We start from the raw sequence: 26,552 nt of genomic DNA, 5'->3' as shown, positions 1-26,552 counted from the left end.
AGGGTGTCGTGCGTGAAGGGCATGGAGGAACGCCACGTCGGCGCGTCGGGACTGAAGGTCTCGACCGTCGGCCTCGGCACGATGACGTGGGGGCGTGACACCTCGCCCGAAGTGGGGCGCCACCTGCTTCGCGGCTTCGTGGACGCCGGCGGCACGCTCGTCGACACTGCCCCCGCCTATGGCCAGGGGATCGCCGAGAAGATCATCGGCAAGTCGATCCACACCGACCTGCGCCGAGACGACCTGGTGATCGCCACCAAGGCCGGCTTCGGCCTCCACGACGGTCGCCGCGTGGTGGACACCTCGCGACGCACCATGCTCACCGACCTCGCAGCCTCGCTGCGGCGTCTGCACACCGACCACGTCGACCTCTGGCAGGTGCACGCGTGGGGCGATGCCCCGCTGGAGGAGACCTTGGAGGCCCTCGACCAAGCCGTCAGCAAGGGGATGGCCCGATATGTGGGGGTGTCGAACTTCGTCGGCTGGCAGACCGCCCAGGCAGCCACCTGGCAGCGAGCGGTGCCGGGTCGGGCGGCACTGGTGTCGGCGCAGGTCGAGTACTCCCTGTTGGCCCGCCGGGCTGAGGTCGAGGTGGTGCCGGCGGCTCAGGCGCTCGGACTGGGCGTGCTGGCGTGGTCGGCGATCGGCCGGGGGGTGCTCACCGGCAAGTACCGCACCGGTGTGCCGCGAGGGTCACGTGGGGCCCTGGACCACTTCTCCTGGTTCGTCGAGCCGTATCTCGAGCCGAAACCGCGTGCCATCACCGATGCGGTGGCCACCGCGGCCCAAGGGCTCGAACTCTCACCTGCCCAGGTCGCGCTGCTGTGGACCCGCGACGCACCCGGGGTGGCGTCGGCGCTGGTCGGCCCGCGATCGGTCGCCCACCTGGACGAGCTGATGGGGGTGGTGGGCCAGCGTCTTCCCGGTGAGATCACCGCAGCCCTCGACGACATCTCCGGTGGCCCGAACGTCGCCCGTCATCTCTCGTAGGTCAGGGAAGGCGGGCCGGCGGAGGCTCAGGCTCGGTCGAGGAAGTGGTCGAGCACTCGGGCGCCGAACTCCAGTGACTCGAGCGGCACCCGCTCGTCCACCCCGTGGAACAGCGCGGTGAAGTCCAACTCCGGGGGGAGGCGGAGCGGGGCGAACCCGAAGCAGTTGATGTCCATGCCCTCGAAGCCCTTCGCGTCGGTACCCGCGCTCAGCAGGTAGGGGACGGCCCTGGCGTGCGGGTCCTCCTGACTCAGACTCCACCGCATGGCCTCAACCAGGCCGCCGGCGAACTCCGTCTCGACTGCTCGGCGTCGCACGGTCGTCTCCACCTGGATGGTCGGTCCGGCCAACTCTCGGACGGTGTCGATCAATTCCTGCTCGAACCCCGGGATGAAGCGCCCGTCGAGCTGGGCCTCCGCTCGTCCGGGAATGACGTTGGCCTTGTAGCCGCCCTCGATCATGGTGGGGTTCACGGTGTTGTGCATGGTGGCGCCGATCATGCGGCTGATCGAACCCAGTCGTTCCAGGGTCTGTTCGACGTCGTCGTTGTCGACCTCGATGCCGAAGGCGTCCTCGACCTCGGCCAGGAAGGCCTTCTGGGCCGGGTGCAGGCGGTCGGGCCATCGGTGGGTACCGATCCGGTGCAGGGCGCCGGCGAGTTCGGTGATGGCGTTCTCGTGGTTGCGCATCGACCCGTGGCCGGCGCGGCCCTCGGCAATCAACTTCAACCAGACGAGCCCCTTCTCGGCGGTCTGCACCAGGTACAGGCGCAGGTCTTCGCGGACGGTCAGCGAGAACCCGCCCACCTCGCTGATGGCGTCGGTGCAGTCGTTGAACAGTTCGGGACGGGTGCGGGCGAGGGTGTGGGAACCGAGCTCTCCCCCGGCCTCCTCGTCGGCGAAGAACACCATCCGGATCGGACGACGTGGGGCACGTCCCTCGCGCACCCTCGATCGCACCACCGAGAGCAGCATGGCGTCGAAGTCCTTCATGTCGACAGCTCCGCGTCCCCACAGCATGTCGTCCTTGACCTCGGCCGCGAACGGATCCACGGACCAGTCGCCGGCCACTGCCGGCACGACGTCGGTGTGACAGTGGATCAGCAGTGGTGGGACGGAACTGTCGGTTCCCTCGGGTTCCCAGTGCGCGACCAGCGTGCTGCGGCGGGGTTCGGTCTCGATCAGTTCGGACGAGATGCCGACCTCCGCCAAGTACTCGGCCACCCGTTCTGCGCACTCGCGCTCGCCCTTGGACTCCCCGGCACCGTAGTTGGTGGTGTCGTGGGTGATCAGGTCGCGACAGATGTCAACCACCTCCGCGTCCGGCCTGCGTGAGGCGTTCTCGGTCTGCACGGGAGGGGTCTGGGACGAGGGCTGACGGCTGGTCATGTGACTCATCCTGCCAAGTCGCGGCGGGGTCGCCCAGTCGGCGCGACTCGATTTCTGGTGCCGTGCGGCTGGTGCTATTGTTCAAGGGCTGTCCGGGCGACCGGGCAGTGGAGTCCGGGTGGCGGAATAGGTAGACGCGCTAGCTTGAGGTGCTAGTGCCCGTTAAGGGCATGGAGGTTCAAGTCCTCTCTCGGACACACTGGTGAGAAGTCCCGGGACATCGATTGATGTCCCGGGACTTCTTGTTCGTGGGCCCTTTTCGAGGCGGAGGCCGGCCGGCGCACTTGCCGCCATCGCGGGGCGGTTGCCCTCATTCGGTGCCACTTGCCCTCCTTCGGTGCGCTTGCCGCCGTCCTGGACCAGCTGCCCTCATTCCGCGCGCCTGCCTCCGTTCCGTGCCAGTTGCCCTGATTCCGTGCGCTTGCCCCCGTCCAAGGGCAGGGCAGGTGAGCGGCACGAGGGCAGGTGGTGCAGGACGTGGGCATCTGGCGATTCCGGTCTGGATGACCCAAACCACCTCACTGGGACCGCGAGCACACCACCATCACGGTGCGGATTCGCCGCTCAGCGAGATTGGTCACCTGGTTGGCCGCCATCTCAGCGAACGCGTCGCCGAGGAAGGTCGCGAACGTGACCGGTGGCCGGCCCTCCCGCTCGATGCGAGCGCGCACCTGCCGGAACCACTCGAGGCTCTCGTCGGAGGAATCCGCCTGCTCCACCACCTCGAAACCGGCCTCAACGAGCAGCTGCCGTGTCCGGTCCGGGGTTGCCAACCAGCTGGTCGACTCGTCCTTCGCCCATGGCACCGGGTAGTGGACCTCACCGCCCTCCCCCTGCAGGACGTCGTAGAGGACGAATCGTCCGCCTGGGCGAAGCACTCGGAATGCCTCGGCGTACAGGGCTGCCTTGTCAGCGATGTTCATGCCTGCGTGGACGGTCACGACCGCATCAACGGAGGTCTCGGGCAGCCCAGTCGCCGTCGCGTCCCCCACCATGAAGTGGGTTCGGTCCGAGAGGCCCGTCCACTGCGAGAGCGCGGTGGCGAGTTCGACGAACTCCGGGGTGAGGTCGACGCCGGTGACCGTGCAGCCAGTGATCTTGGCGATCGTCCGTGCGGGACCGCCCAACCCGCTGCCCAGATCGACCACGTGGGAGTCGGACGTCACAGCCAGGGCTGCGACGATCTCCATCGACGCTGCCCGACCGCGGATGTGGAACTCGTCCAGCGGTGCAAGGTCGTCAGGTCGTAGCCGACCGGGGTCGAGTCCCGCCTCCTCCAGAGCCGTGCGGACCGCTTGGACGAGGCCTCCGGGGCCACCGTAGAACCGAGCAACCTGTTCCATCAGGCCATGGTGGCAGTTTCCGATCGCGGTGGCTGTCGTGGACGACAACTCGGGTCCAGGGGCCGTCTTGTCGTCCGTGTTGCCCTCAGTGCGACCCAGCTGCCCCCGCACGGCCCATCTGCCCCCGGGGAGGCGTGGGGCACTTGCTCGGGACGGGGGCAAGTGGGACGAGACGGCGGCAAGTGAGGAGCGACGCGACCTGCTGGCGACTGCGTCGGTCCTGTGGTTTCGCCGCGTCCGGGACGAGTCAACGACTCCTGTCCGCCCCTGGGCCGCGGACCGCCGACAGGGTCAACTGGCGTCGGTGGTGGTCGTAGTGCTGGGTCGGGTAGTGCAGCACGTCATGCAGGGTCATGTAGTCGACGAAGTAGGGGTCCCATCGCGTGGGGAAATGCATGCCCCGCGCCAGTTCATCCGCGGTCGCCGCGTGCAGCCGCCGGGCCAGTTCGGCCGTCGTGGTGTCGAACAGCCGCTCCATCCGCGCATGCCCGAGCACACGGGCGCCACCCAGGGAGCCCCAGTAGTTGACCACGTGGAATGGACGCCAGAGCGAGTTGAGTACGGTCGCGAAGGCACGGGAGGTCCAGCGCGGTAGCCGGCTGAAACCGCGCACCAGGCCCAGCAGGTTGCGCACCAGCAGGTAGCCGAAGAGCATGTGGAACAGCAACTGCTCGTTCGTCCATCGAGTGCCGTCGCTGCGGCTCAGCAACTCCGACCGGGAAGCCGTGGTCAGCAGGTGCCGGAAGTCCTCGTCGACCCGACGCAGTTCTGCCTCGATGGACTCCCGACGGTCCTCGTCATCGAGGTCACTCCGGTGACTCCCACCTCGGTCACTGCCACCCCTGTCACTGCCACCCCTGTCACTGCCACCCCGGTCACTGCCACCTCGGTCGTGGTCACTCCGATCGATTCCGCGCGCTTCCATACCTCCATGGCAGCCCGGGACAGAGACGGGGTCAACCCCTGAGTGGCTTCACCCGACCTCGTCCGGAGCAGCTGATGCCTCAGCGCGGCCGGGCATGACCATGCCCAGCCGATCCAGCTCCAGTCTGGCCAACGCCTTCACCACCCGCGGGTCCCGCCGACGCCAATCACCCATCGGGTCGTCGGACACCTTCGCCAGTTGCGGCATCGGCTGGTGTGCGAGGGCCCTCAGCGCGAACAGGTCAAGATCGGCGTCCGCGTCGATGAACCGCTGGGCCGCTGACGCATTGCGGACGAACGCGACGCGTCGCGGCACCCACCAGGTCAGGACCAGCGCGATCGGCGCGAGGGCCGTTACCAGCCCAAGCACCGTCGCCACCGAACCGATCATGGCCACCTGCTGGTGGGCCTGCGCCACCAGGCCGTCGAGGTCACCGGCCATCCGGTCGAACGGGCGCATCAACTGGTCACCCACAGCGGGCACCCGGCCCAGCTGCGAACTGGCCTCCCGCAATTGGGAGGCGATGCTGCCGGAGGTGTTCGCCGTCTGGCGGATCGGGTCGGCCAGGTGCGCGATCACCCGGTGGACGACCACCCCGGCCCAGACCCAGCCGACCACCCAGCACACCACCAGGAGGTCTCCCACGGCTTGTCTGGTGGCCCTCCGCCCGCTGGCGTAGATCCGCATCGTTGCCCTCCGCATCGTGTCGACATCGCTCAGCTTCGCAGAGCGGGCAACCTCAAGTAGCCCTGCAGCGTTTCCCCGGCAGGACCGCCCGCGGCTCGCGGAGGGCGCACCTCGGGGGTGCGGATGGCCCTCGAATGTGTTCATGATGGAGTGGCAGGTTCGCCTGCGATCCCCCCACGCACCACCCCCGAGACGCGGCCAATGACCCCGATCCGCAACCCAGTCACCCGACACAGATCCAGCACCGATACATGACACACGAATGTGAGCAGCCCATGAGGTACGGACGCCACGTGCTCGCCGCCACGGCCATGACAGCCATGGTGGCCAGCATCTCCCTCACCGCAACCGCTCCCCCGGCCGAGGCGGCCCCCCGCGTCGACACCGAGCATGTCTCCTTGTCACCCGCCACCTCCTCCAAGAAGGTGACGGTCGACCAGAAGGCCTACACAGTGGTCGCCGAGATGGGGCAGACCGCCACCCGCCCCTTCGACCTGGTCGGATTCACCTGGTCGTCGCAGACCGGCAAGCTCGCCGTCCAGTACCGCGTGCTGCACGGATCCACCTGGTCGGCCTGGGACGTGCTCGAGGTCGACTCCAGCGAGCGGGGCCGGCCCGGGACTGACCCCGTCTACACCGAGCAGGCCTCTGGTGTCGAAGCCCGAGTGATCACCACCGATGGCGGCTCGGTCACCGACGCCAAGGCCACCTTGATCGACCCTGAGCAGGTGCCTTCCGACGCCGCTCCGGCACAGGTCACCACCCAGGCCGTCTCGGGCTACACGCCTCGTCCGGCGGTCATCACGCGAGCGGCGTGGGGCGCTGACGAGAGCTTGCTGTCGACCAACGGGGCCGACTGCGTGCCCCCGGACTACGACACGACCACCAAGGCGGTGATCGTCCACCACACGGCGGGGTCCAACTCCTACACGAAGGACCAGTCCGCTTCGATCGTGCGCGGCATCTACCGCTTCCACGTGCTCGACCGGGGCTGGTGCGACATCGGCTACAACGCGCTGGTCGACAAGTACGGGCAGATCTTCGAGGGACGCCACGGGGGCCTTGAGTACCCCGTGCACGGGGCCCACGCGACCCTGTGGAACACCGACACGTTCGGGGTCAGCGTCATGATGGACTCCAACACCGCGGCGGTGACGGCGGCGACGAAGTCCTCGCTGACACGGATCATCGCCTGGAAGCTGGCCAACAACTACCGCCCGGCCCAGGGACAGGTGACGCTGGCCGGTAAGCAGATCAACATCATCTCCGGACACGGTGACGTCATGCAGACCGAGTGCCCCGGCACGAATCTGCGGGCGTACCTGCCCACGTTGCGCACCCAGGTCGCCGCGGCGCTCAGCACCACGACACGGCTGCAGAGCCGCTGGCAGCAGTTGGGCGGGGAGTCCGGCTCGCTCGGTCCGGTCTTCGTACTCGAACGAGACCTCATGGGCGGACGAGTCGTCGACTTCAAGGGCGGGACCCTGTTCCTCACCAGCGGGGGGCAGATCCTCCAGCTGAACGCACCCATGGCTGCTCGGGCCCGCGCTGCCGGTTACGCCGAGCTGGGCTGGATGCAGGGCAATCCCGTGGCTCGCTCCGGTGGGCTGGTTGCCACCTTCCCCAATGGGGAGGTGCACTGGACGAGCTCGACGGCGGCAGCCCTCGTGACCCCACCCGTGCTCACCTGGCTCAACGGTCACCCGACGTTGAAGACCCAGCTCGGACTCGCCGTGGGTGACCAGACCCGTACTTCGTCGGGCGCCTTGGTGCAGCAGTTCCAGAACGGGGCACTGTTGCAGAAGTCCGACGGGAGCTTCCAACTCGTCACAGCACGCTTCCCCGACAAGTTGGGTGACGTCGTCGCCGTCGACGCCGCCCAGAACAAGCTGTGGTGGATCCCCGGGCAGGCCGATGTCAGTGGAGGCAAGCCACTCGAGATCGGACGAGGCTGGGCCACCACCACTTGGATCAGCCAGATGGGTGACATCAACGGCGACGGGCTCACCGAACTCGTCGCCCGCCGGGACGACGGAAGCCTGTGGCTCTACCGCAGCGTGCCCACCGGTGGCTATGCCGCGGGCGAGAAGATCGGCCGGGGATGGGGTTCGATCCGCCTGATGGTGATCGTCAACGACCTCAACGGCGACAGATTGCCCGAGTTGATGGCCGTCGACGCCCGACAGAACCTCATCCGGTACTCCTTCAACCCCAAGGGGGGCTACCTCACCGGTGCCAGTGTGGTGGGGAAGAACTGGGACAACATGCGCATGCTGACCACCGTCGACCAGTTCATCGGCGATCCGACGCCCGATCTGCTCGCGGTCGACAAGTACGGCCGACTGTTCGCCTACGCCCTCAATTCCGGCGGCAACACCACCGAGTCGAAGCAGGTGGGCCACGGCTGGGGCGGTATGAACCAGATGTGGTCGACGGGTGACCTGAACGGGGACGGACGCCGCGACCTGCTCGGTCGAAGCTCCGGCACCGGCCAGATCCTGGGTTACCTCAACGCTGGCAACCAGTCCTGGCAGGGCACCGGCGTCTGGTACGCGCAGGGGTCGGGGTACCGACTCCTCGCCTGACCGCCCGGTCCCGACCCGACGGCCGGCATGAGCACTGCTCATGTCGGTCGTCGCGGTTGCGCCAACACCCATCCGGCGGGATGAGCGGCGACCAGACCCCGCTCCTCCAGTTCACCCAGAGCCGCCAAGCAGTCGGGTGGCCGCAGCCCGGTCGCCTCGGCGATCTCGTCCATCGACGTGGGGCGCCGCGGGTAGAGACACTCCCGCACCTGCACGAGCATCTCCGGCAACTCGTCCACGAGGCTGCCCTGAACGGGTCGCTCAGCAGCCTCGCGGGTGGCGTCCAGCGGCAGCAGCAACTCGCGCACATCACCGGCATTCGACACCAGCGCGGCCTCGCCGCTCTGCAGCAGTCGGTTGGTGCCCAGCGACAGGGTCGAGGTGACCGGTCCGGGCACGGCCATCACCTGCCTGCGTAGCCGACTGGCCCAGGCGGCTGTGTTCAGCGCCCCCGAACGGTGCGCAGCCTCGACCACCACCACACCTGCGCAGAGGGCAGCGATGATGCGGTTCCGGGCCAGAAAGCCAGCCTTGGTGGGACGCCCGCCGGGAGCGACCTCCGAGACCAGCAGCCCGCGTTCGGCCACAGTGGCCAGCAGACGTTCGTTCCCCTTGGGGTAGTACTCGTCGAGTCCACCGGCCATCACCGCCAGCGTGGACCCCACCGACAGAGCTCCCCGATGGGCGGCGGCGTCGATGCCGTAGGCGCCTCCGCTGACCACGACACAGGATCCTTCCCCGCCGCTACCACCGGCGGCGAGGTCCGCGCCGAGGTCGCTCGCGACCCGCTCCCCATAGGTCGACGATGCGCGCGACCCCACCAGCCCCACCGCGAGGGCACCATCCAGCGACAACGGACCGCGCAGCCACAGACCGAGCGGGATGCCGCCCAGCCCGGGGTCGAGTCGCCCGGGATCGGGTGTGGACAAGGCATCGAGACCGGTGTGCCAGTCATCGTCGCCCGGGACGACGAACCTGAGACCGAGCCGACTGGTGGCTCGCTCCACCTCCTCGGCGTCGACCGAGCGGGCTCGTTCCGCCAAGCTCGTCCTCGAGGTTTCGCGCAGGGTCTGCCACACCTCGACGGGGCCGTGCTCAGCCACCAGTTCAGCCAGGGCTCGCATCCCTCCCCCACTGGCTGCCGCCAGACAGGCCCTGGCCTGACGCTCAGCCGACCAACTCATGCCGCCACCTCGGCACCCTCGCCACGACGCATCGCCAGGGCAGCCCGAACGTGGGCGACCTCGACGGCGTCTCGTCCACCCAGGTCAGCCAGGGTCCACGCCACCCTCAGGACCTTGTCGACACCGCGTGCGCTGAGTTGCCCCCGCACCAAGGCCAGGTCGATCAACTCGCCACCCCCCGGTGGGGGCAGATGGTGACGCAGCACGCTGCCGGGAACCTCACCGTTGACCTGGAATCCGAGCGGAGCGAGGCGTCGACCCTGCCGCTCACGGGCCTCGGCGACCCGCCCCGCCACGACGGCCGACGACTCAGCACGGGACAGGGAGGCTTTCAGGTTGGCATTCCTCAAGGGGACGAGATGTTGCTGCAGGTCGATCCGGTCGATGATCGGCCCCGAGATGCGGTCCTGGTAGTGGCGCACCGCCATCGGGGCGCACTTGCAGTGCAGGCCGACCACCCCGAAGTTGCCGCACTGGCACGGGTTGGCCGCCAACACCAACTGGAACCGGGCCGGGAACCTGCAGGTCACCTGGGATCGGGCTATCGTCACCCACCCCGTCTCGAGTGGTGTCCTCAGCGCCTCGATCACGTTCTTGGGGAACTCGGGGGCCTCATCGAGGAACAGCACACCCCGGTGCGCCAACGAGACGCTGCCCGGGCGGGCGATCCTGGGACCTCCCCCCACCAGGGACGACATGGAGGCGTTGTGCAGGGGGTCGGCGAAGGGCGGTCGGGTGACCAGATCACCATCGAGGATCCCCGCCAGCGAGTGGATGGCCGACACCTCCAGCGCCTCGGCCGGGCTCAGGTCGGGAAGGATCGTCGGCAGGCGGCTGGCCAGCATGGACTTGCCCACACCCGGAGCGCCGTGCAGGAACAAGTGGTGGCGTCCGGCGGCGGCCACCTCGAGTGCGAACCGTGCCTCCGTCTGGCCGGCCACGTCGGCGAGGTCAGGCTGTCCGATGGCATCGGCCGGTGGTTCGTCCGCGCGGGGCGTCAGCGTGGGGTGGACGGGGCGCCCCTGGAGCACCTCGACCAGGTCGGGCAGGGTGTCGATCCCCCACACCGCCAGACCCTCGACCAGGCTCGCCTCACGCAACTGGCTGGCGGGCACGACGGCGCGAGTCATGCCGGCCTCGACCGCCGCCAGCAGGCCCGGCAGGACTCCCCGCACGGCCCTCACACGTCCGTCCAGACCCAGTTCCCCGAGCAGCACCGTCGTCAGCACCGACTCAGGCGGCACCACGTGCAGGGCCGCCAACACGGCACCGGCGATGGACAAGTCGTAGTGCGTGCCCGACTTGGGCAGGGAGGCGGGGGTGAGGTTGATGGTCACCAACTGGTCGGGCCACTTCAGCCGGCAGCCCTGAATGGCAGCCTTCACCCGATCGCGGGCCTCGTACAGTGCCGTGTCAGGTAACCCGACCAGCACGGTGCGGGGCAGTCCACCTCCCAGGGCCGCCTCGACCTCGACCAGTTGGCCTTCCAGCCCGATCAGGCCCACCGAGAATGCCGAGGCCCTCATCGGGTGATCCCGCGGACGTGAGTGAGGTCGACCCCGTCGCGGTCACGCACCAGGCCGATGGCGTCGATCCTGACCCGGCGTGCCGACACGTTCCGCTCCCGGAGCCACCACAGCGCCAGTTCGTGCAGCTTGCGCACCTTGGCGACGGTCACCGCCTCGAGGGGATCCCCGTAGCCTCGCCCCGACCTGGTCTTGACCTCGATGAACACGATGGTGCCGTCAGGTTGTCTGCCGACCAGGTCGAGTTCACCGACCGGGCACCGCCAGTTGCGGTCGAGAATCGTCCACCCGAGGTGGGCGACGTGAAGGGCGGCCTGGTCCTCGCCCCAGCGACCCAGCACACCCGTGATCCGTGCCACCGCCATGGTGACCACCTCCCTCATAGGGAAGTGATACGCGCGCCGGGCCCAGACGTGCCGATGTCCACAGGCTCACCGGCGAAGCAGCCGCTCGACCCGAGTTGTCCACAACTCCAAGGGATCCTGCGACCTGGCGCGGACCGTGTGCCCGCGGCCGCGGGGTCACTTCTGGTCGGGCACCTGCAGGTCGGAGTGCACGATCTCCTCGATCGACACGTCCCTGAAGGTCAGCACCTTCGCCGACTTCACGAACCTGGCTGGGCGGTACATGTCCCAGACCCACGCGTCGGCCATTGAGACCTCGTAGTAGACGTCGCCACCTTCGGTGCGCACCTTCAGGTCCACGGCATTGCAGAGGTAGAACCGTCGTTCGGTCTCGACCGCGTAGGTGAAGATGCCGACGACGTCCTTGTACTCGCGATACAGGTCGAGTTCGAGTTTCGACTCGTACGCTTCGAGATCTTCGGCGCTCATGGTGCCTTCACTGTAGCCGCTCGCCTGACGAGTTCGAACCGGCGGCGATGGATGTCCGCAGGCCCGAATCGGTCGAGTTCGGCCTGGTGTTCGGGGGTGCAGTAGCCCTTGTGGACGTCGAACCGGTACTGCGGATAGTGGGCGGCGATGTCGGTCATGATCCGGTCGCGCGTCACCTTGGCGATCACCGAGGCAGCCGCCACGCAGGCCGCCACCCGGTCGCCCTTCCACACCGCCAGACCGGGCACCCCCAGGCCATCGACGGGAAAACCGTCGGTGAGCACGAACTCGGGGGTGACCTCGAGCCGTGACACCGCCCTCCGCAGGGCTTGGATGTCGGCGACGTGCATGCCGAGCCGGTCGCACTCGTCCGCCTCGATGCTGACGCAGCTCACCGCGACGGCCTTCGCCATGATCTCGTCGAAGCACCGCTCCCGCGCCTTGGGGGTCAGCAACTTGGAGTCCCGCAGCCCCGTGATCTGCCGCGCGGGGGTGTCGGCGAGCACCACGGCGGCGGCCACCAGCGGACCGGCGCAGGCACCGCGCCCGGCCTCGTCCGCCCCCGCGATCGGCGAGAAGCCAGCGCGGGTGAGGGCCCGTTCGTAGCCATACAGGCCTCGTCCCGGACGGATCACTGGCAGCCGACCCCCTCGGGGACAATCTTCGCCTGGGCCGGCGGGGCGGCCCCGGCAGGAACGGATGCGAAGGTGGCGGGGCGCTTCAGCTGGTGGAAACGGTCGAGCGGGGCGACGATCTGAACCGCCGGCCCGACCACGTCGCCGACGGGGACGAAGGCGCTGGCACCGCGAGGCCTGCCGTCATTGGTGATGTCGGCCAGGTGACAGCGCGAGTCGAACGAGTCGTTGCGGTGGTCGCCCATCACGAAGACGGTGCCCGCGGGGACGACCACCTCGAAGGGAACCTCAGCGGGCGCGACCTGGCCCTGGGCGTCGGAGTACAGGTACGAGGCCTCCTCGAGGGGACGGCCATTGACGGTGAGCTTGCCCCCCGTGGTGTACGTCACGGTGTCGCCGGCCACCCCGATGACACGCTTGATCAGGTACTGCGAACTGGAGTTGGGCAGCACCCCCACGAACTCCAGACCACGCCGCCACCCGGTGGACGGATCAGCCGCCGGCAACCAGCCACCGGGATCCTTGAACACCACCACGTCGCCTCGTTTGAAGTGGGTCACCTTGCTGACCACCACCCGATCACTGACCTGCAGCGTGTTCTCCATCGAACCCGAGGGAATCACGAACACCTGCCCCAGGAAGGCGCGGATCAACGACGAGATCACCAAGGCGATCACCGCGATCACGACGAGTTCCTTGGCCCACCCCAGCAAAACCGCCAAGGGGCTGCGTGAGCGCGACTGCCGCGAATCCGGGCCCGAACCCGAGGGATGCCGACCCGAGTGGTCGCCCGACTCCGGGGTGGTGGTCGGCTCGTCGGTCACGCGGGCTCCTCGGACGATGAGGCACGGTGGCGCCTCGTGGCTTCCCCATCCTAGAGGCCCACGACCGACACCTCCTCGGTGCCGACGGTCGACGCCCCCGACAGTGGGACTCGTGCCGACCCCGGACGCAGAACGTCCCGGCCCCCCAGGGGGACCGGGACGTTCAACGGGAAGCCGACTCAGGCGTCGCGCTTCTCCTTGATCTTGGCGGCCTTGCCGCGCAGTCCGCGCAGGTAGTACAGCTTGGCGCGACGCACGTCACCGTGGCGCTCGACCTCGATCTTCTCGATGATCGGCGAGTGCAGCGGGAAGGTGCGCTCGACGCCGGTGCCGAAGGAGACCTTGCGGACGGTGAACGACTCGCGAACGCCGCCACCGGTGCGCGAGATGACCACGCCGGCGAAGACCTGCACACGGGAGCGGGTGCCCTCGATGACCTTCACGTGCACCTTCACCGAGTCGCCAGGGCGGAAGGTGGGGATGTCGTCACGCAGGGACGACTGGTCAATCTGATCGATCAGCTGGCTCATGTTGTTTCCTCGCCGGTGCCATGGGTCACCCGTGAAAAGTTCGATGGATGGTTGCCTGACCTCGGACGATCCCCCCATGGCAGGAGCCGCAGCACGGGCAACAGCTGCCCATTCTGCCATGCTGGCCACCCGGGCGCGAATTGGGCGACGATCCGGTCGGCGACCGCCCCGGATCCAGAACAGCCGCAATCGGGTGCAACCAGATCGCGGCGGGGTGCGTACTCACAGTGACGAGCCGCAGAACACCATCGAACCGTCTGGAAGGAGGTGGCGAGGGGCATGGACGAACAGACATTCGACGCCTTCTACCAGAGTTCCTTCTCCCGGGTGGTCGCCCACATCTACGCGATGTGCGGCAACCTGGCCGAGGCACAGGACTGCGTGCAGGAGGCGTTCATCCGGGCTTGGGACCACCGCAAGCAGCTCGACGCCGCGCAGAGTCCCGAGGCGTGGGTACGCACCACTGCCTATCGGCTGGCGGTCTCCCGCTGGCGGAAGGCGCGCCGCGCCTTCCGTCAACCCGACCGGGCCCTCGAGCCCCAGCAGCACCACTCCGCACCCGATCCCACCCGCATCGCCCTGGATCGGGCGCTCGACCAACTCCCCTCCGATCAGCGACGAGTCATCGTGCTGCATCACCTGTGCGACCTCAGCGTCGCCGAGATCGCCGACGAGGTCGGCTCACCAACCGGGACCGTCAAGGCCCGGTTGTCACGCGGACGAGCCGCCCTGGCCCGTCTGCTCTCCGATGATCTGGAGGTCCGTCATGCCTGACATCCACCCGAAGCCCGATCTGGACCAGGCCTGGAGTTCCTTCTCACGAGACACCCGAGGGGTTCCCATGCTTGCACCCGACCAGATCCGACGTCTGGGCGATCGTCGCCGCCTCACCCGACGCGTGACGATCGCGGGGGCGACCCTGAGCCTGGCTGCTCTCACCGGGGTCGGTGTCGTGCTCGGAACCGGGGGGATGCCCCGATCCGGACCCGACATCGCCGGCACACCCAGCGCACCAGTACCCAGCACCAGCTCCAGCCAATCTCCCTCGACGTCCCCCACGCCCACCGGAGATCGCACGCCCTCGTCCACCGCGAGCAGCCCGACCGGCCCGGACACGGCCGGGATCAGCGACCCGATCACGGTGGCCAACCTGCCGACCAACGCCGAGATCTACCTGCAGAAGCCCGGTGACGTACCGAAGCCGTTCATCACCGACGGCCTGTCCACGGCATCGGAGGAGCAGACCTTCTGGATCTGCGAGGACGGCCTGGCCCAGCAGCCCGGCATCGTGTCGTCCAAGTCTGCGATCTTCACCCTCCCCCAAGGCGGCACGTTCAGCCGCGCACACCTGCTGCAGATGGACTCCGCCGCCAGTGCCACCCAACTGGCCGACACGATCCGCTCCTGGAACACCACCTGCGCCAGTCGCGTCCACGGCTACGGCGGGGCGGCGGCCACTGCGGAGAACGAGAAGACCACCACGGTCGCCGGTGCACGCGTCGACTTCTCGGTGCAGATGCTCCGCAAGGACGGTCAGGACGGTCTGTTCAACGGCATCCTCGTGGTCGTCTCAGGCAACCGCGTGCTGATCATCGGGCAGTTCGTGGTGGGGATGGACTACAACGCGGTCGGACCGGCCATGCACGCCGACAATCCCGACCTGCCTCTGGTGCAGACCGCGCAGCATCTCGACACCATCGTCCAGCGGCTCAACTCCTGAGCCGGAGCAGCACCCACGAGGGTCTCCACCACACAGGACGACAGATCCCCGGCACCGATGCCTCGGTGCCGGGGACCTGTCGTGACGCGCTGGGGTTCTGGCTCAGCCCTGCTTGCCGTCGCCCTTGAAGAGCGAGGCGATCAGGTCACGGTTCAACTGGCTGATCGACTCCAGGGGGATGCCCTTGGGGCAGACCTGGGCGCACTCACCGATGTTGGTGCAGCCGCCGAAACCCTCTTCGTCGTGCTGGGCCACCATCGACTTGACGCGCGAGTAACGCTCCGGCTGGCCCTGCGGCAGCATCGCCAGGTGGGTGATCTTCGCCGAGGTGAACAACATCGCCGAGCCGTTGGGGCACGCCGCCACACAGGCGCCGCAGCCAATGCAGGTGGCGTTGTCGAAGGCGAGGTCCGCCTGCCGCTTCGGAGCCGGCACCGAGTGGGCCTCCGGCGCCGATCCGGTGTTGGCGGAGATGAACCCCCCGGCCTGGATGATCCGGTCGAAGGCCGACCGGTCGACGACCAGGTCCTTGATGACGGGGAAGGCCCCCGCCTTCCAGGGCTCGATGTCGATGGTGGCCCCGTCGGCGAACGAGCGCATGTGCAGCTGGCAGGTGGTGGTGTGCTGGCCACCGTGGGCGAGGCCGTTGATCACGACCCCACACATCCCGCAGATGCCCTCACGGCAGTCGTGGTCGAAGGCCACGGGCTCCTCGCCACGCTCGGTCAGGTGCTCGTTCAACAGGTCGAGCATCTCGAGGAACGACATGTCCTGACTGACCCCGTCGAGCGGATAGGTGACCATGCCGCCGGGTGCGTCGGCCTTGGCCTGACGCCAGATACGCAGTGTGACCTTCACTTGTAACTCCGTTGCTTGAGCTCGATGGCCTCGTAGACCAGAGGTTCCTTGTGCAGGACGGGCTTGCTGGCCTCACCGCCCCATTCCCAGGCGCCGACGTAGAGGTACTCGTCGTCGTGTCGCAGAGCCTCGCCGTCCTCCGTCTGGCTCTCGCCACGGAAGTGTCCGCCACACGATTCGCGACGGTGCAGGGCGTCGATGCACATCAGCTCGCCGAGCTCGAGGAAGTCGGCGAGACGACCGGCACGTTCGAGGGTCTGGTTGAAGTCCTCGTTCACCCCGGTGACCTTGACGTTGGTCCAGAACTCCTGCTTGAGGGCGCGGATCTTCTCGATCGCCGTCTTCAGGCCGTCCTCCCAACGCTCCATGCCGCAGTACTCCCACATGATGGTGCCGAGTTCCTTGTGCAGGGAGTCCACGGTGCGGGTGCCGTTGATCGACAGCAACTTCTCGATGCGACCCTTCGCTGCGGCAAGGGCCTCAGCGGCGGCCGGGTGGGAGTCGTCGATCTTGTCGAACGGTGCGCCCGCCAGGTAGTCGTTGATGGTGTTGGGCAGGACGAAGTAACCGTCGGCCAGCCCCTGCATCAGCGCCGACGCGCCGAGGCGGTTCGCCCCGTGGTCGGAGAAGTTGGCCTCCCCGGCCACGTACAGACCCGTGATCGACGACTGCAGGTCGTAGTCGACCCACAGTCCGCCCATGGTGTAGTGAACCGCCGGGTAGATGCGCATCGGCATCTCGTAGGGGTTCTCACCGGTGATCTGGGCGTACATGTCGAAGAGGTTGCCGTACTTCTTCTCGACGGCGTCCTTGCCGAGTCGTCCGATGGCCTCGGCGAAGTCGAGGTAGACACCGCGACGCATCTCGCGCTCGTTGCCGTCGTGGTCACGCTCCTTGACCGCAGGGCCCACTCCTCGTCCCTCGTCACACATGTACTTCGCCTGCCGGGAAGCGATGTCACGAGGCACCAGGTTCCCGAAGCTGGGGTAGATGCGCTCCAGGTAGTAGTCGCGATCCTCCTCAGGAATCTCGCGGGGGTCCTTGGCGCAGTCCTCGGCCTTCTTGGGCACCCAGATGCGTCCGTCATTGCGCAGCGACTCAGACATCAGCGTCAGCTTCGACTGGGTCTCGCCGTGCACCGGGATGCAGGTGGGGTGGATCTGCGTGTAGCACGGGTTCGCGAAGTACGCACCCTTGCGGTGGGCCCGCCAGGAGGCGGTCACGTTGCAGCCCATGGCGTTGGTCGACAGGAAGAACACGTTGCCGTAGCCACCGGTGGCGAGCACCACGGCATCGGCGTAGTGGGCCTCGATGCGGCCGGTGACCATGTCACGGGTGACGATGCCACGGGCACGACCGTCGACCACGATCAGTTCGACCATCTCGTGGCGGGTGTGCATCTTGACGGTGCCCGCCGCGACCTGACGCTCGAGGGCCTGGTAGGCGCCGATCAGCAACTGCTGACCGGTCTGGCCGCGGGCGTAGAACGTGCGCTGCACCTGAACGCCACCGAACGAGCGGGTGTCGAGCAGACCGCCGTACTCGCGGGCGAAGGGGACACCCTGGGCCACGCACTGGTCGATGATGTTGGCGCTCACCTCGGCGAGGCGGTGCACATTGGTCTCGCGGGAGCGGTAGTCGCCGCCCTTGACGGTGTCGTAGAAGAGACGGTGCACCGAGTCGCCGTCGTTGCGGTAGTTCTTGGCCGCATTGATGCCACCCTGGGCAGCGATCGAGTGGGCACGTCGGGGGCTGTCCTGGTAGCAGAAGTTGAGGACGTTGTAGCCCGCCTCACCCAGGGTGGCCGCCGCTGCACCACCGGCGAGGCCGGTGCCCACGATGATGACCGTCAACTTGCGACGGTTGGCGGGGTTGACCAGCTTGGCCGAGAACTTGCGCGCCTCCCACATCTTGTCGATGGGCTGGCTCAGGTCGGCCTTGGTGTCGGCGATGTCGTCGCCCTGCGTCCAGTAGTCGGTGGCCGCCGGGGCAGCGGAGTCGGGTGACGACTGCGATCCCGTCTCGGGGGTCATCGATTCGGCATCGGCCTCGACCAGGGTCTGGGCCTCGGTCTGGGGAAGTTCGCTCATTTTCCAATCACCTCGAACAGGATCAGCACCGGCGGAATCATGAAGCCCAGGAACAGGCCCACGGAGATCACGTACGCGACGGCCTTCAGCACCTTGCGGGAAGCGGCCGAGACCTGGACACCCAGCGTCGCCAGGGCGCTCCAGACGCCGTGCCACAGGTGCATGCACACCGCACCCATCGCGATGGCGTAGATCAGCACGACCCACCACTGCGAGAAGCCGGCGAGAACCCGGTCATAGGGCTCGAGGGTGCTCACGCCCGAGGCGTAGCCGAACTTCAGCACCTGGGCGGTGTACTGCAGGATGTGCATGATCACGAACAGCACGATGATGATGCCGCCCCAGATCATGGTGCGGGCCGCGTAGCTCTTCTCCATGTTCCGCTTGACCACGTACCGCGACCCGCCGGTGTTGGCAGCGGCGCGGACGCGCAGCTTGAAGGCCGAGTACATGTGCAGGAAGACCGAGAGCAGCAGCACGATCCGGAAGATCCAGAGGAAGACCGTGTGCGGGATGGCCGGGTAGCCGAAGTCGCGCAGCCAGTGGGAGTACGCGTTGAACTCCTTGCCGTCATCCGGCAGGAGCATCTTGAAGTTGCCGAACATGTGTGCGAGCAGGAAGCCGACCAGTAGCAAGCCAGTGATGGCCATGACGGCCTTCATTGCCACCGTGGACCGGACTGCTCTCTGGTGAGTTGTCAGTGTTGTCGCCACGCACAGCACCTTAGCCACATGGCTCCCGGGAGTGAACCGACGCCCCCGGGTAATCGGCCCAACCGTGACATTTCGCCAGTTGCGCTCCGACTAGGGCAAATATGCCAACTGGAACGTTTCGTTATTGAGTGGGGTCCAGCAGGTCGGGACGACGCCGCCTGGTCAGCTCGAGGGCCTGTTCACGGCGCCACGCGGCGATTCGTCCGTGGTGGCCGCTCATCAGCACCTCGGGCACCTCCAGACCGCGCCAGCTCGCAGGCTTGGTGTAGACGGGGTACTCCAGCAGACCGTCCTGGCCCTCGGAGTGGGACTCCTCGTCGAGGCTCGCCGGGTTGCCGATCACCCCCGGGATCAGCCGGACGATGGCCTCGACCATCGCCAGCACCGCGACCTCGCCACCGTTGAGCACGTAGTCACCCAGGCTGATCTCTCGCACCTGAGCCCGACTGGAGGCGTGGTCGAAGACACGGCGGTCGATGCCCTCGTAGCGTCCGCAGCAGAACAGCAGCCGGGGGTGGCCGGACAGTTCCTGGGCCATCGCCTGCGTGAACCGGTCACCCGACGGGGTGGGCACGATCACGGTCGGGGGTTGGTCGTCGTCGATCAGCGCGTCGAAGGCCTCGCCCCACGGTTCGGGCTTCATCACCATGCCGGCTCCCCCTCCGTAGGGGGTGTCGTCGGTGGTGTGGTGCCGGTCGTGGGTCCACTGGCGCAGGTCGTGCACGCCCAGGTCGAGCAGCCCCGAACCGATCGCCTTGCCCACCAACGACAGCTGCAGCGGGGCGAGGTAGTCGGGGAAGATCGTGACCACGTCGATCCGCTGGACAGCGGTGGGTCCGACGGGCGCGTTCTGGTTCATGACTGCCCGCCGGCGACCTCGGCCTGATCGTCCAACAAGCCGGGGATCGGGCGCACGCTCAGCGTTCCCGCGGTGAGGTCGACCGTGGGAACCAGGTCGAGCACGAAGGGAACGAGCCGTTCGGTGCCGTCGGCGTCGATGGCCAACAGGTCCTGTTCGGGCAGGTGGACGACATGGGTCACTCGTCCGATCTCGTCGCCCTCGGTGGTGAGGGCCAGCAGTCCGACCAGTTGGCGGTCGTAGTACTCCCCCTCGTCGGTGGGCACCTCGTCGGCGGGCACTTGGACGGACAACTCGGCGCCCCGCAGGGCCTCGGCGGCGCTGCGGTCGGCCACCTCGGCGAAGGTCACCAACAGCCGTCCCGAGTGCCAGCGGACGTCCTCAACCGTCAACGGACGTCGCCTGCCCTCCCGGTCGGTGGCCGTCAGGGTGGATCCTTCGGCGAATCGCCGTTCGGGCTCGTCGGTGCGCACGTCGATGGTGACGTCACCGCGAATGCCGTGGGCGCGTCCGATCGCACCGACGGTGACCTCGATCAGGTCGGCCATGGTTCCTCCAACAGGGGTGGATGTGAGCGTTGCCCCGCACCTGGTGGGTGCGGGGCAACGGTCAGGTCTGGTCGCCGGTCAACCGGCGTCGGCGGCGCAGGGTCAGGAACGGAAGCCGGGGCGGCGGTCGACGTCGACGAAGTCGACCCGAACCTGGTCCCGCCCCGCCAAGGCGGCGATCACGGTGCGCAGCGCCGTGGCGGTGCGACCTTGGCGTCCGATCACCTTGCCGATGTCGTCGGGGTGCACGCGCACCTCGAGCATGCGACCTCGGCGCAGTTCCTTGTCCTTGACCCGCACGTCGTCGGGGTTGGCGACGATGCCGCGGACGAGGTGCTCCAGGGCTTCCTGCAGCACGCTCAGGCCTCGGTGTTCTCTGCCTCAGCGGCGGGGGCCTCGGCGGGTGCCTCGTCCTTGGCCTTCTTCTTCGAGATCGCGTCGGTGCTCGGCTCGCCGTCGGCCTCGGCCAGGGCTGCGTTGAAGAGGTCGAGCTTCGACTTCTTCTCGGGAGCGACCTCGATGCCGGAGTCGGACTTCTCGCCGGTGAACTGCTGCCAGTCACCCGAACGCTTGAACAGGGCGACGACGGCCTCGGTGGGCTGGGCGCCGACACCGAGCCAGTACTGGGCACGCTCGGAGTTGACCTGGATCACCGAGGGGTCGTTCTTCGGGTGGTAGAGCCCGATCTCCTCGATGGCCTTGCCGTCGCGCTTGGAGCGCGAGTCGATCACGATGATGCGGTAGTGGGGCGAGCGGATCTTGCCGAGTCGCTTCAGACGAATCTTGGTAGCCACGTGTGTGGTGTCTCCTGTGGAAGAGCCGCAGGGTTGCGGCGGGCGGTTGAACCCCGCCGGTCACGTGTGGGGCACGCGCCTCTGGGTTCGGTTGTCCAGCGCCGACACGTTGAGAGGGCATGTCGGCACAGATGCATCCGACATTCTGCCACGGACCACCCCCGCAGGCGAAACGCCCCGTTCCGGCCGGTCGGTTCGACGTTCGCCAGCTCGGGGCTCGTTCATGGACGCTCAGCGGGTCAGGACGACCCGGCCACGCAGGATGACGAGCTTGGGGTGGTGCACCACGGACAGGTCCTCGAGCGGGTTGGCGTCGTAGACGACGAGATCGGCGCTGGCTCCGTGCTCGATGCCCGGACGACCCAGCCATTGACGGGCCCGCCATGAGGCGGCCCCCAGGGCGAACTCCGCATCGCCCAGGTGGGCCAGTTGCCCCACCTCGTGGGCGATCAGACCATGGGCCATCTGGCCACCGGCATCCGTGCCCGCGAAGATGGGCACCCCGGCCTCGCGCGCCTTGCCGAGCACCTCGTAGCGGGTGGCGAACAACTGGCGCATGTGCGCGGCATACGTGGGGAACTTCGCCTCCCCCGCTGCGGCGAAGTCGGGAAAGTTCTGCAGGTTGACCAAGGTGGGCACCAGGGCCACCTGCCTGGCCGCCATCTGGTCGATCACCTCGTCGCTGATGCCCGTGCCGTGCTCGATGCCGTCGATCCCGACGTCGACGAGGTCGGCCACGGACTGCTCCTCGAAGCAGTGGGCCGTCACCCGGGCCCCCAACTCATGGGCACGCTTGATGGCCTGCCTCGCCACCTCCTTGGGCCACAGCGGAGCGAGGTCACCGACCTCGCGGTCGATCCAGTCGCCGACCAACTTGATCCATCCGTCGCCCCGGGCCACCTGTCTCTCGACGGTGGCCACCAACTCGTCGGGGTCGACCTCCTCGGCGAAGTTGCGGATGTAGCGCTTGGGGCGAGCAATGTGCCGCCCCGCGCGGATGACCCGGGGCAGGTCGTCCCGGTCGTCGATCCAGTGGGTGTCGGCCGGGGAACCAGCATCGCGGACGAGCAACGTGCCGGCGTCCCGATCGGTCAGCGCCTGCGTCTCGGCTTCGTCCCTGCCGACGGCACCGGCGTGGTTGAGACCGATGTGGCAGTGCGCATCGACCAGTCCGGGGAGGATCCAGCAGCGGCCGGACACGGTGGTGGCGTCGGCCACCGGTTCGAAGCCGAGCAACCCGTCGACGATCCACAGGTCGCGCTCCACTCCTTCGGGCAGTACGACACCGCGCAGGTGGAGCCGACCGGGGTCGACACTGGTGTGGTGGTGGCCGTCGGCGGCGTGGCTGTGGCCACCGGGTCCGTGACTGTGGAGGCCGTCGCCGTGGTCGTGGAACAGTTCTGCACCGTCGGCGTCCAGGTCGTGCGGGGCGTGGCTGTGGGTCATGCCACGATCCAAGCACACAGCGCGGCGGGGGCGACGGCAGGGGTGGTCCCCGCCGGGTGGCTCAGCGAGGACCCTTGTTGCCCTGGTTGAACATCTTCTGCAGTTCGGGCGGCAACTGGAAGTCCTGCATGGCCTGGTTGAGCTCGGCGGCGGTGGGCGTCTTACCGGCACCGAAGGCGGCACCCGGGGCGCCCGACGGTGCGGCGGGGGCGTCCTGCGGCTGACGCCTGGCCTTGGCTGCCTTGCCCTTCTGGCCCTTCTTGGCCTGCTGTTTCGCGGGACGACGCTGGGCTCCGCCGCCCATGCCGGGCATGCCGCCGCCGAGCATCGGTGCCATGGACTGCATCATCTTGCGGGCCTCGACGAAACGGGTGACCAACTGGTTCACGTCGCGGACTTCGACACCGGCTCCCTTCGCGATGCGTGAGCGCCTCGAACCGTTCAGGATGGCGACGTCAGCCCGCTCGCCCGGTGTCATCGAGTAGATGATCGCCTCGATGCGGTCGACCTCCTTCTCGTCGATGTTGGCGATCTGGTCCTTCATCGCCCCCATGCCGGGCAGCATGCCGAAGATCTTCGACAGCGGGCCCATCTTGCGCATCTGCTGCATCTGCGACAGGAAGTCCTGCAGACCGAACTCACCGCGGCCGCCCAGCAACTTGTCGGCCGCGGCCTTGGACTGTTCGGCGTCGAAGGTCTTCTCGGCCTGCTCGATGAGGGTGAGCATGTCGCCCATGCCGAGGATCCGGCTCGCCATGCGGTCGGGGTGGAAGACGTCGAAATCCTGGAGTTGCTCACCGTTCGAGGCGAACATGATGGGACGACCGATCACCCGGGCGATCGACAGGGCTGCGCCGCCGCGGGCGTCACCGTCGAGCTTGGTGAGCACGACCCCGTCGAAGCCGACGCCCTCGTTGAAGGCAAGGGCGGTGTTGACGGCGTCCTGTCCGATCATGGCGTCGACCACGAACAGGGTCTCGTCCGGTTGCACGGCGGCACGGATGTCGGCTGCCTGCTGCATCAGCTCGGCGTCGATCCCGAGTCGTCCGGCGGTGTCGACGATCACCACGTCGAACTGGCGGCGTCTGGCCTCCTCGATCGACTGCCGCGCCACCTCGATGGGGTCACCGACACCGTTGCCGGGCCGCGGGGCGAACACGTGCACGCCCGCCCGCTCACCGACCACCTGCAGCTGGTTGACGGCGTTGGGACGCTGCAGGTCAGCGGCGACGAGCAGGGGTGAGTGCTTCTCGTCCTTGAGCCACTTGGCCAACTTGCCCGCCAAGGTCGTCTTCCCGGCACCCTGCAGGCCGGCCAGCATGATGACGGTCGGCGGGTTCTTGGCGAAGCGGATGGTGCGGGTCTCGCCGCCGAGGATGTGGACGAGTTCCTCGTCGACGATCTTGATGATCTGCTGGGCGGGGTTGAGCGCCTGGTGCACCTCGGAGCCGCGCGCCCGTTCCTTCACGGCGGCAATGAAGTCCTTGACCACCTGCAGGTTGACGTCGGCCTCGAGCAGCGCGATGCGGATCTCGCGCGCCGTGGCGTCGATGTCGGCCTCGGTCAACCGACCCTTGCCGCGCAGCCCCTTGAAGGTGGCGGCAAGGCGGTCCTGCAGTGTGTCGAACACAAGTCATCCCATCGTCGTGGTTCTCACCCGTCGGTCAAGGATAGACGTCCGGCGTGCTCAGTCTCACAGCCCCATGGTGGCGAGCCAGGTCAGACTGGGCACGAACAGGGGTAGGTAGGTGCCGAAGTTGTGGCCCCCACCCTTGATCAACTGGAAGGCGACCCCGGGAGTGGTGCGGGCCACCTTGTGGAAGTTCCTGCCGTCGGCGGTCTCGGCCGTCGGCTTCAGCGGCCCCCATGACTGGTTGTCAGCCGTCGACATCACGTTCAACAGGGGCAACTGCCGGACCTTCTTGCTCCTGACCATGGCTGTCACGTCATTCGCCTCGCGGGTGGCGACGGGGTCGGCGAGCAGCGAGGGCGTGTCGAACAACGGATGGTAGTAGGGGGCGAGAGCGGCTCCCCCGCCGTAGACGTCTGGGTGCTTGGCCACCATCAGGGCGGTGCAGAAGCCACCGGTGCTCCAGCCCGACATGAACCACCGGTGATGGTCCTCGGTGACCCTGAACTGGCTGGCGATCGCGGCGGGGAGTTCGGTGGACAGAAAGGTCTCCTGCCGGGCTCCCCTGACGTCCACGCACTCCGAGTCGACCCCGGTGGTGACACTCCCACCGACGTGCACGGCGATGAACGGGGTGGCCTTCCCGCCATCGATCAGACCCGAGTAGAGGCTGGGCGCATCCAACAACGTTGCGAACTTGGGGCCCGACATGTGCAGTCCACCCACCATCACCACCACGGGGAACCGACGGTCGTGCTGGGAGGGCTCGAAGTAGGCGGCGGGCAGGTAGACCGCCCCGGTGGAGTAGTCGGGGCTGGAGTCGGGCAGGTGCATGGTCACCATCTCGCCGCCCGGGTGGGGATTGTCGGCCGAGATGGCGATGCGCTCGACCGGCACCGGGGCGCCGACAGGTTTGGCCTGGGTGAGCTTCTCGACCTGACCGGGGACCCCGAACAGGTCGTCCCACGTGGCGAAGAACTCGTAATGTCGGTTCACCAGCACGAACACGGCCGACACTGCGACCAGTTGGCACAGCACGACGAGCAGCACCCGGGCCAGGCGTGGCCGCCACGTCGATCCGGTGAGGAACAGCGCAGCCAGCGGGAGCAGAACTGCGGCGGCGACCGCGATGACGGCGAGCGGGGCCCCGGTGAGTTCCATCATGGCGTCAATCTATGTGCGCCACCCAAGACGACGCCGGGTGCCGCCGGGCTCACCGACGGGGCACGGGTTCACTCCCCCAGCAGTCCCGCGACGAACCCTTCTGCCTCGAACGGGGCCAGGTCGTCAGCGCCCTCACCGAGCCCGATCAGCTTGACGGGTACCTTGAGTTCGCGCTGCACCTGCACGACGATGCCGCCCTTGGCCGACCCGTCGAGCTTGGTGAGCACGATGCCGGTGACATCCACCACCTCGGCGAAGATGCGAGCCTGGACCAGCCCGTTCTGTCCGGTGGTCGCGTCGAGCACGAGCAACACCTCGGTGACCGGCGCCTTCTTCTCGATCACCCGCTTGACCTTGCCCAGTTCGTCCATCAGACCGGTCTTGGTGTGCAGGCGCCCGGCGGTGTCGACGATGACGGTGTCGACCCCGGCGTTGACACCCTGGGCGACGGCGTCGAAGGCCACCGACGCCGGGTCGGCGCCCTCGGGGCCCCGAACCGTCTCGACCCCGACACGTTCACCCCACGTCGTGAGCTGCTCGGCGGCCGCCGCACGGAAGGTGTCGGCGGCTCCCAGCAGCACCGTCTTCTGCTCGGCCACGAGTACCCGGGCCAGCTTGCCCACGGTGGTGGTCTTGCCGGTCCCGTTCACACCCACCACCATGACGACTCCGGGATTGCCGTCGGCACCCTCGACGTGCAGGGTGCGATCGAGGGTCGGGTCGACGAGCCGGACGAGTTCCCGGCGCAGGGTGGCCTTGGCCTGGGCGGGGTCGGCCACCCCGTCGATCGCCATCGCCTGCCGCAGGTGAGTGGTCAGTTCCGTGGTGGGCCCCACGCCCAGGTCAGAGCTGATCAGTGTCATCTCGAAGTCGTCCCACGTCTCGTCGTCGATCCGGTCGCGACTCAGCAGGTCGGCCAGGCCACGGGCGAGGGCATTGTTCGAGGTGGCCAGTCGGCGGCGGAGTCGTGCCAGTCGAGAGGTGGGGGCCTCGATCGTCTCCAGTTCGGGGGCGGAGGTTGCGGCAGTGGGCGCTGCCTCGGCCGGGGGCGTCTCCTCGATGGGCGCCTCGACTGGGGGTGGGGCGGGCAAGGTCTCCGGCTCGGCCTCCGGGGCCTCGACCTCGGGGGTCGGCACGACCGGGGGCAGCTGTCGGCGCTCGCGAAGCGCGACGACGATGCCGACGGCCGTGGCCGCCAGCACCACACCGAGAATGATCCAGAAGATGAACGTCAGGTCTGTGGGCACGCCTTCATCCTAGGGCGACGCGCCGCGGGCCCC

Annotated in this window: 26 protein-coding genes and 1 tRNA gene; 5 read left to right on the top strand and 22 right to left on the bottom strand. The window is 67.9% G+C overall.

From position 1 onward, the window contains the following. Window positions 1-21: 21 nt before the first annotated feature. Window positions 22-990, top strand: a complete 969-nt coding sequence (locus H507_RS0106405; protein ID WP_022909900.1) for an aldo/keto reductase — start codon at window positions 22-24, stop codon at window positions 988-990. A gap of 26 nt (window positions 991-1,016) precedes the next feature. Here H507_RS0106405 and H507_RS0106400 read toward each other — a convergent pair whose 3' ends face one another. Next, window positions 1,017-2,378 carry a M20/M25/M40 family metallo-hydrolase gene (locus tag H507_RS0106400; RefSeq protein ID WP_022909899.1) on the bottom strand — a complete coding sequence of 454 codons (1,362 nt, stop codon included), beginning with the start codon at window positions 2,376-2,378 and terminating at the stop codon, window positions 1,017-1,019. Window positions 2,379-2,490: 112 nt separating this feature from the next. Between H507_RS0106400 and H507_RS0106395 the strand changes: the two genes are divergently transcribed. Next, window positions 2,491-2,575 (top strand) — tRNA-Leu (locus H507_RS0106395). Window positions 2,576-2,896: 321 nt separating this feature from the next. Here H507_RS0106395 and H507_RS0106390 read toward each other — a convergent pair. The 3 genes from H507_RS0106390 to H507_RS0106380 all read right to left on the bottom strand — a co-directional run bounded on the left by H507_RS0106390 (window position 2,897) and on the right by H507_RS0106380 (window position 5,333). Next, window positions 2,897-3,721 (bottom strand): class I SAM-dependent methyltransferase, encoded by an 825-nt coding sequence (locus tag H507_RS0106390; RefSeq protein WP_026377872.1) that lies wholly within the window; start codon window positions 3,719-3,721, stop codon window positions 2,897-2,899. A gap of 247 nt (window positions 3,722-3,968) precedes the next feature. Beyond that, window positions 3,969-4,646 (bottom strand): DinB family protein, encoded by a 678-nt coding sequence (locus H507_RS15200; protein ID WP_022909897.1) that lies wholly within the window; start codon window positions 4,644-4,646, stop codon window positions 3,969-3,971. Between the two features lie 48 nt (window positions 4,647-4,694). Further along, window positions 4,695-5,333 carry a hypothetical protein gene (locus tag H507_RS0106380; RefSeq protein ID WP_022909896.1) on the bottom strand — a complete coding sequence of 213 codons (639 nt, stop codon included), beginning with the start codon at window positions 5,331-5,333 and terminating at the stop codon, window positions 4,695-4,697. Window positions 5,334-5,584: 251 nt separating this feature from the next. Between H507_RS0106380 and H507_RS17255 the strand changes: the two genes are divergently transcribed. Then, window positions 5,585-7,918 (top strand): FG-GAP-like repeat-containing protein, encoded by a 2,334-nt coding sequence (locus H507_RS17255; protein WP_084707644.1) that lies wholly within the window; start codon window positions 5,585-5,587, stop codon window positions 7,916-7,918. Window positions 7,919-7,956: 38 nt separating this feature from the next. Here the strand turns inward: H507_RS17255 and H507_RS0106370 are convergent, their stop codons facing one another. The 7 genes from H507_RS0106370 to rplS form a co-directional block, all read right to left on the bottom strand. Continuing rightward, a complete protein-coding gene (locus H507_RS0106370; protein WP_026377871.1) occupies window positions 7,957-9,102 on the bottom strand; it encodes a DNA-processing protein DprA in 1,146 nt (381 codons plus the stop codon). Further along, window positions 9,099-10,628, bottom strand: coding sequence for a YifB family Mg chelatase-like AAA ATPase (locus tag H507_RS0106365; protein WP_022909893.1), 1,530 nt, complete (start codon window positions 10,626-10,628; stop codon window positions 9,099-9,101). Before H507_RS0106365 ends, H507_RS0106370 begins: the two co-directional genes overlap by 4 nt. Beyond that, window positions 10,625-10,993, bottom strand: a complete 369-nt coding sequence (locus H507_RS0106360) for a YraN family protein (RefSeq protein ID WP_040437961.1) — start codon at window positions 10,991-10,993, stop codon at window positions 10,625-10,627. The genes H507_RS0106365 and H507_RS0106360 overlap by 4 nt, the downstream gene beginning before the upstream one ends. A gap of 156 nt (window positions 10,994-11,149) precedes the next feature. Next, window positions 11,150-11,461 (bottom strand): DUF2469 domain-containing protein, encoded by a 312-nt coding sequence (locus H507_RS0106355; RefSeq protein WP_022909891.1) that lies wholly within the window; start codon window positions 11,459-11,461, stop codon window positions 11,150-11,152. Then, window positions 11,458-12,096: a ribonuclease HII gene (locus H507_RS0106350; RefSeq protein ID WP_022909890.1), complete on the bottom strand. Its 639-nt coding sequence runs from the start codon at window positions 12,094-12,096 to the stop codon at window positions 11,458-11,460. The genes H507_RS0106355 and H507_RS0106350 overlap by 4 nt, the downstream gene beginning before the upstream one ends. Then, a complete protein-coding gene (gene lepB / locus H507_RS0106345) occupies window positions 12,093-12,920 on the bottom strand; it encodes a signal peptidase I (protein WP_022909889.1) in 828 nt (275 codons plus the stop codon). The genes H507_RS0106350 and lepB overlap by 4 nt, the downstream gene beginning before the upstream one ends. Before the next feature lie 179 nt (window positions 12,921-13,099). After that, window positions 13,100-13,450, bottom strand: a complete 351-nt coding sequence (gene rplS, locus H507_RS0106340; RefSeq protein ID WP_022909888.1) for a 50S ribosomal protein L19 — start codon at window positions 13,448-13,450, stop codon at window positions 13,100-13,102. 279 nt (window positions 13,451-13,729) lie between these two features. On the opposite strand from rplS, the gene H507_RS0106335 reads away from it, so the two are divergent. Both H507_RS0106335 and H507_RS0106330 read left to right on the top strand, forming a co-directional pair. Then, complete coding sequence (locus H507_RS0106335) at window positions 13,730-14,224, top strand: RNA polymerase sigma factor (RefSeq protein ID WP_022909887.1); 495 nt, start codon at window positions 13,730-13,732, stop codon at window positions 14,222-14,224. A 67-nt stretch (window positions 14,225-14,291) separates the two neighbouring features. Further along, window positions 14,292-15,170, top strand: coding sequence for a hypothetical protein (locus H507_RS0106330; RefSeq protein ID WP_157438891.1), 879 nt, complete (start codon window positions 14,292-14,294; stop codon window positions 15,168-15,170). Between the two features lie 102 nt (window positions 15,171-15,272). On the opposite strand, the gene H507_RS0106325 is transcribed toward H507_RS0106330, so the two are convergent. From H507_RS0106325 to ftsY, 11 genes are all read right to left on the bottom strand, one after another. Next, the gene (locus H507_RS0106325) at window positions 15,273-16,028 is read right to left on the bottom strand and encodes a succinate dehydrogenase/fumarate reductase iron-sulfur subunit (RefSeq protein ID WP_022909885.1); all 756 of its coding nucleotides are present in this window, start codon (window positions 16,026-16,028) and stop codon (window positions 15,273-15,275) included. Next, window positions 16,025-18,061: a fumarate reductase/succinate dehydrogenase flavoprotein subunit gene (locus H507_RS0106320; RefSeq protein ID WP_026377867.1), complete on the bottom strand. Its 2,037-nt coding sequence runs from the start codon at window positions 18,059-18,061 to the stop codon at window positions 16,025-16,027. Before H507_RS0106320 ends, H507_RS0106325 begins: the two co-directional genes overlap by 4 nt. Before the next feature lie 53 nt (window positions 18,062-18,114). Next, on the bottom strand, window positions 18,115-18,768 hold the full coding sequence (locus H507_RS0106315; RefSeq protein ID WP_022909883.1) for a succinate dehydrogenase cytochrome b subunit: 654 nt from the start codon (window positions 18,766-18,768) through the stop codon (window positions 18,115-18,117). 184 nt (window positions 18,769-18,952) lie between these two features. Further along, window positions 18,953-19,690, bottom strand: a complete 738-nt coding sequence (gene trmD, locus H507_RS0106310) for a tRNA (guanosine(37)-N1)-methyltransferase TrmD (RefSeq protein WP_022909882.1) — start codon at window positions 19,688-19,690, stop codon at window positions 18,953-18,955. Continuing rightward, window positions 19,687-20,238: a ribosome maturation factor RimM gene (rimM, locus tag H507_RS0106305; protein WP_022909881.1), complete on the bottom strand. Its 552-nt coding sequence runs from the start codon at window positions 20,236-20,238 to the stop codon at window positions 19,687-19,689. The genes trmD and rimM overlap by 4 nt, the downstream gene beginning before the upstream one ends. 102 nt (window positions 20,239-20,340) lie before the next feature. Then, window positions 20,341-20,595: an RNA-binding protein gene (locus H507_RS0106300; protein WP_022909880.1), complete on the bottom strand. Its 255-nt coding sequence runs from the start codon at window positions 20,593-20,595 to the stop codon at window positions 20,341-20,343. 2 nt (window positions 20,596-20,597) lie between these two features. After that, window positions 20,598-21,032 (bottom strand): 30S ribosomal protein S16, encoded by a 435-nt coding sequence (gene rpsP, locus H507_RS0106295; RefSeq protein WP_022909879.1) that lies wholly within the window; start codon window positions 21,030-21,032, stop codon window positions 20,598-20,600. Between the two features lie 231 nt (window positions 21,033-21,263). Further along, entirely contained in the window at window positions 21,264-22,451 is a 1,188-nt protein-coding gene (locus tag H507_RS0106290) for an amidohydrolase family protein (protein ID WP_425393306.1), read from the bottom strand. An 88-nt stretch (window positions 22,452-22,539) separates the two neighbouring features. After that, a complete protein-coding gene (gene ffh / locus H507_RS0106285; RefSeq protein WP_022909877.1) occupies window positions 22,540-24,108 on the bottom strand; it encodes a signal recognition particle protein in 1,569 nt (522 codons plus the stop codon). 63 nt (window positions 24,109-24,171) lie between these two features. Beyond that, a complete protein-coding gene (locus H507_RS0106280) occupies window positions 24,172-25,272 on the bottom strand; it encodes an alpha/beta hydrolase (RefSeq protein WP_022909876.1) in 1,101 nt (366 codons plus the stop codon). Window positions 25,273-25,340: 68 nt separating this feature from the next. Further along, entirely contained in the window at window positions 25,341-26,519 is a 1,179-nt protein-coding gene (ftsY, locus tag H507_RS0106275; RefSeq protein ID WP_022909875.1) for a signal recognition particle-docking protein FtsY, read from the bottom strand. Window positions 26,520-26,552: the final 33 nt, after the last annotated feature.

The organism is Aestuariimicrobium kwangyangense DSM 21549 (assembly GCF_000421525.1).
Lineage (GTDB): Bacteria > Actinomycetota > Actinomycetes > Propionibacteriales > Propionibacteriaceae > Aestuariimicrobium > Aestuariimicrobium kwangyangense.
The sequence above is the reverse complement of the archived record's forward strand: the minus strand, read 5'-3'. Positions and strand labels throughout refer to the sequence as shown.

Coding starts and splice junctions, on each gene's coding strand:
- H507_RS0106405 (WP_022909900.1), top strand. CDS start 22: ATGGAGGAACGCCACGTCGGCGCGTCGGGACTGAAGGTCTCGACCGTC.
- H507_RS0106400 (WP_022909899.1), bottom strand. CDS start 2,378: ATGACCAGCCGTCAGCCCTCGTCCCAGACCCCTCCCGTGCAGACCGAG.
- H507_RS0106390 (WP_026377872.1), bottom strand. CDS start 3,721: ATGGAACAGGTTGCTCGGTTCTACGGTGGCCCCGGAGGCCTCGTCCAA.
- H507_RS15200 (WP_022909897.1), bottom strand. CDS start 4,646: ATGGAAGCGCGCGGAATCGATCGGAGTGACCACGACCGAGGTGGCAGT.
- H507_RS0106380 (WP_022909896.1), bottom strand. CDS start 5,333: ATGCGGATCTACGCCAGCGGGCGGAGGGCCACCAGACAAGCCGTGGGA.
- H507_RS17255 (WP_084707644.1), top strand. CDS start 5,585: ATGACACACGAATGTGAGCAGCCCATGAGGTACGGACGCCACGTGCTC.
- H507_RS0106370 (WP_026377871.1), bottom strand. CDS start 9,102: ATGAGTTGGTCGGCTGAGCGTCAGGCCAGGGCCTGTCTGGCGGCAGCC.
- H507_RS0106365 (WP_022909893.1), bottom strand. CDS start 10,628: ATGAGGGCCTCGGCATTCTCGGTGGGCCTGATCGGGCTGGAAGGCCAA.
- H507_RS0106360 (WP_040437961.1), bottom strand. CDS start 10,993: ATGGCGGTGGCACGGATCACGGGTGTGCTGGGTCGCTGGGGCGAGGAC.
- H507_RS0106355 (WP_022909891.1), bottom strand. CDS start 11,461: ATGAGCGCCGAAGATCTCGAAGCGTACGAGTCGAAACTCGAACTCGAC.
- rplS (WP_022909888.1), bottom strand. CDS start 13,450: ATGAGCCAGCTGATCGATCAGATTGACCAGTCGTCCCTGCGTGACGAC.
- H507_RS0106335 (WP_022909887.1), top strand. CDS start 13,730: ATGGACGAACAGACATTCGACGCCTTCTACCAGAGTTCCTTCTCCCGG.
- H507_RS0106330 (WP_157438891.1), top strand. CDS start 14,292: ATGCTTGCACCCGACCAGATCCGACGTCTGGGCGATCGTCGCCGCCTC.
- H507_RS0106320 (WP_026377867.1), bottom strand. CDS start 18,061: ATGACCCCCGAGACGGGATCGCAGTCGTCACCCGACTCCGCTGCCCCG.
- H507_RS0106315 (WP_022909883.1), bottom strand. CDS start 18,768: ATGGCCATCACTGGCTTGCTACTGGTCGGCTTCCTGCTCGCACACATG.
- trmD (WP_022909882.1), bottom strand. CDS start 19,690: ATGAACCAGAACGCGCCCGTCGGACCCACCGCTGTCCAGCGGATCGAC.
- rimM (WP_022909881.1), bottom strand. CDS start 20,238: ATGGCCGACCTGATCGAGGTCACCGTCGGTGCGATCGGACGCGCCCAC.
- H507_RS0106280 (WP_022909876.1), bottom strand. CDS start 25,272: ATGATGGAACTCACCGGGGCCCCGCTCGCCGTCATCGCGGTCGCCGCC.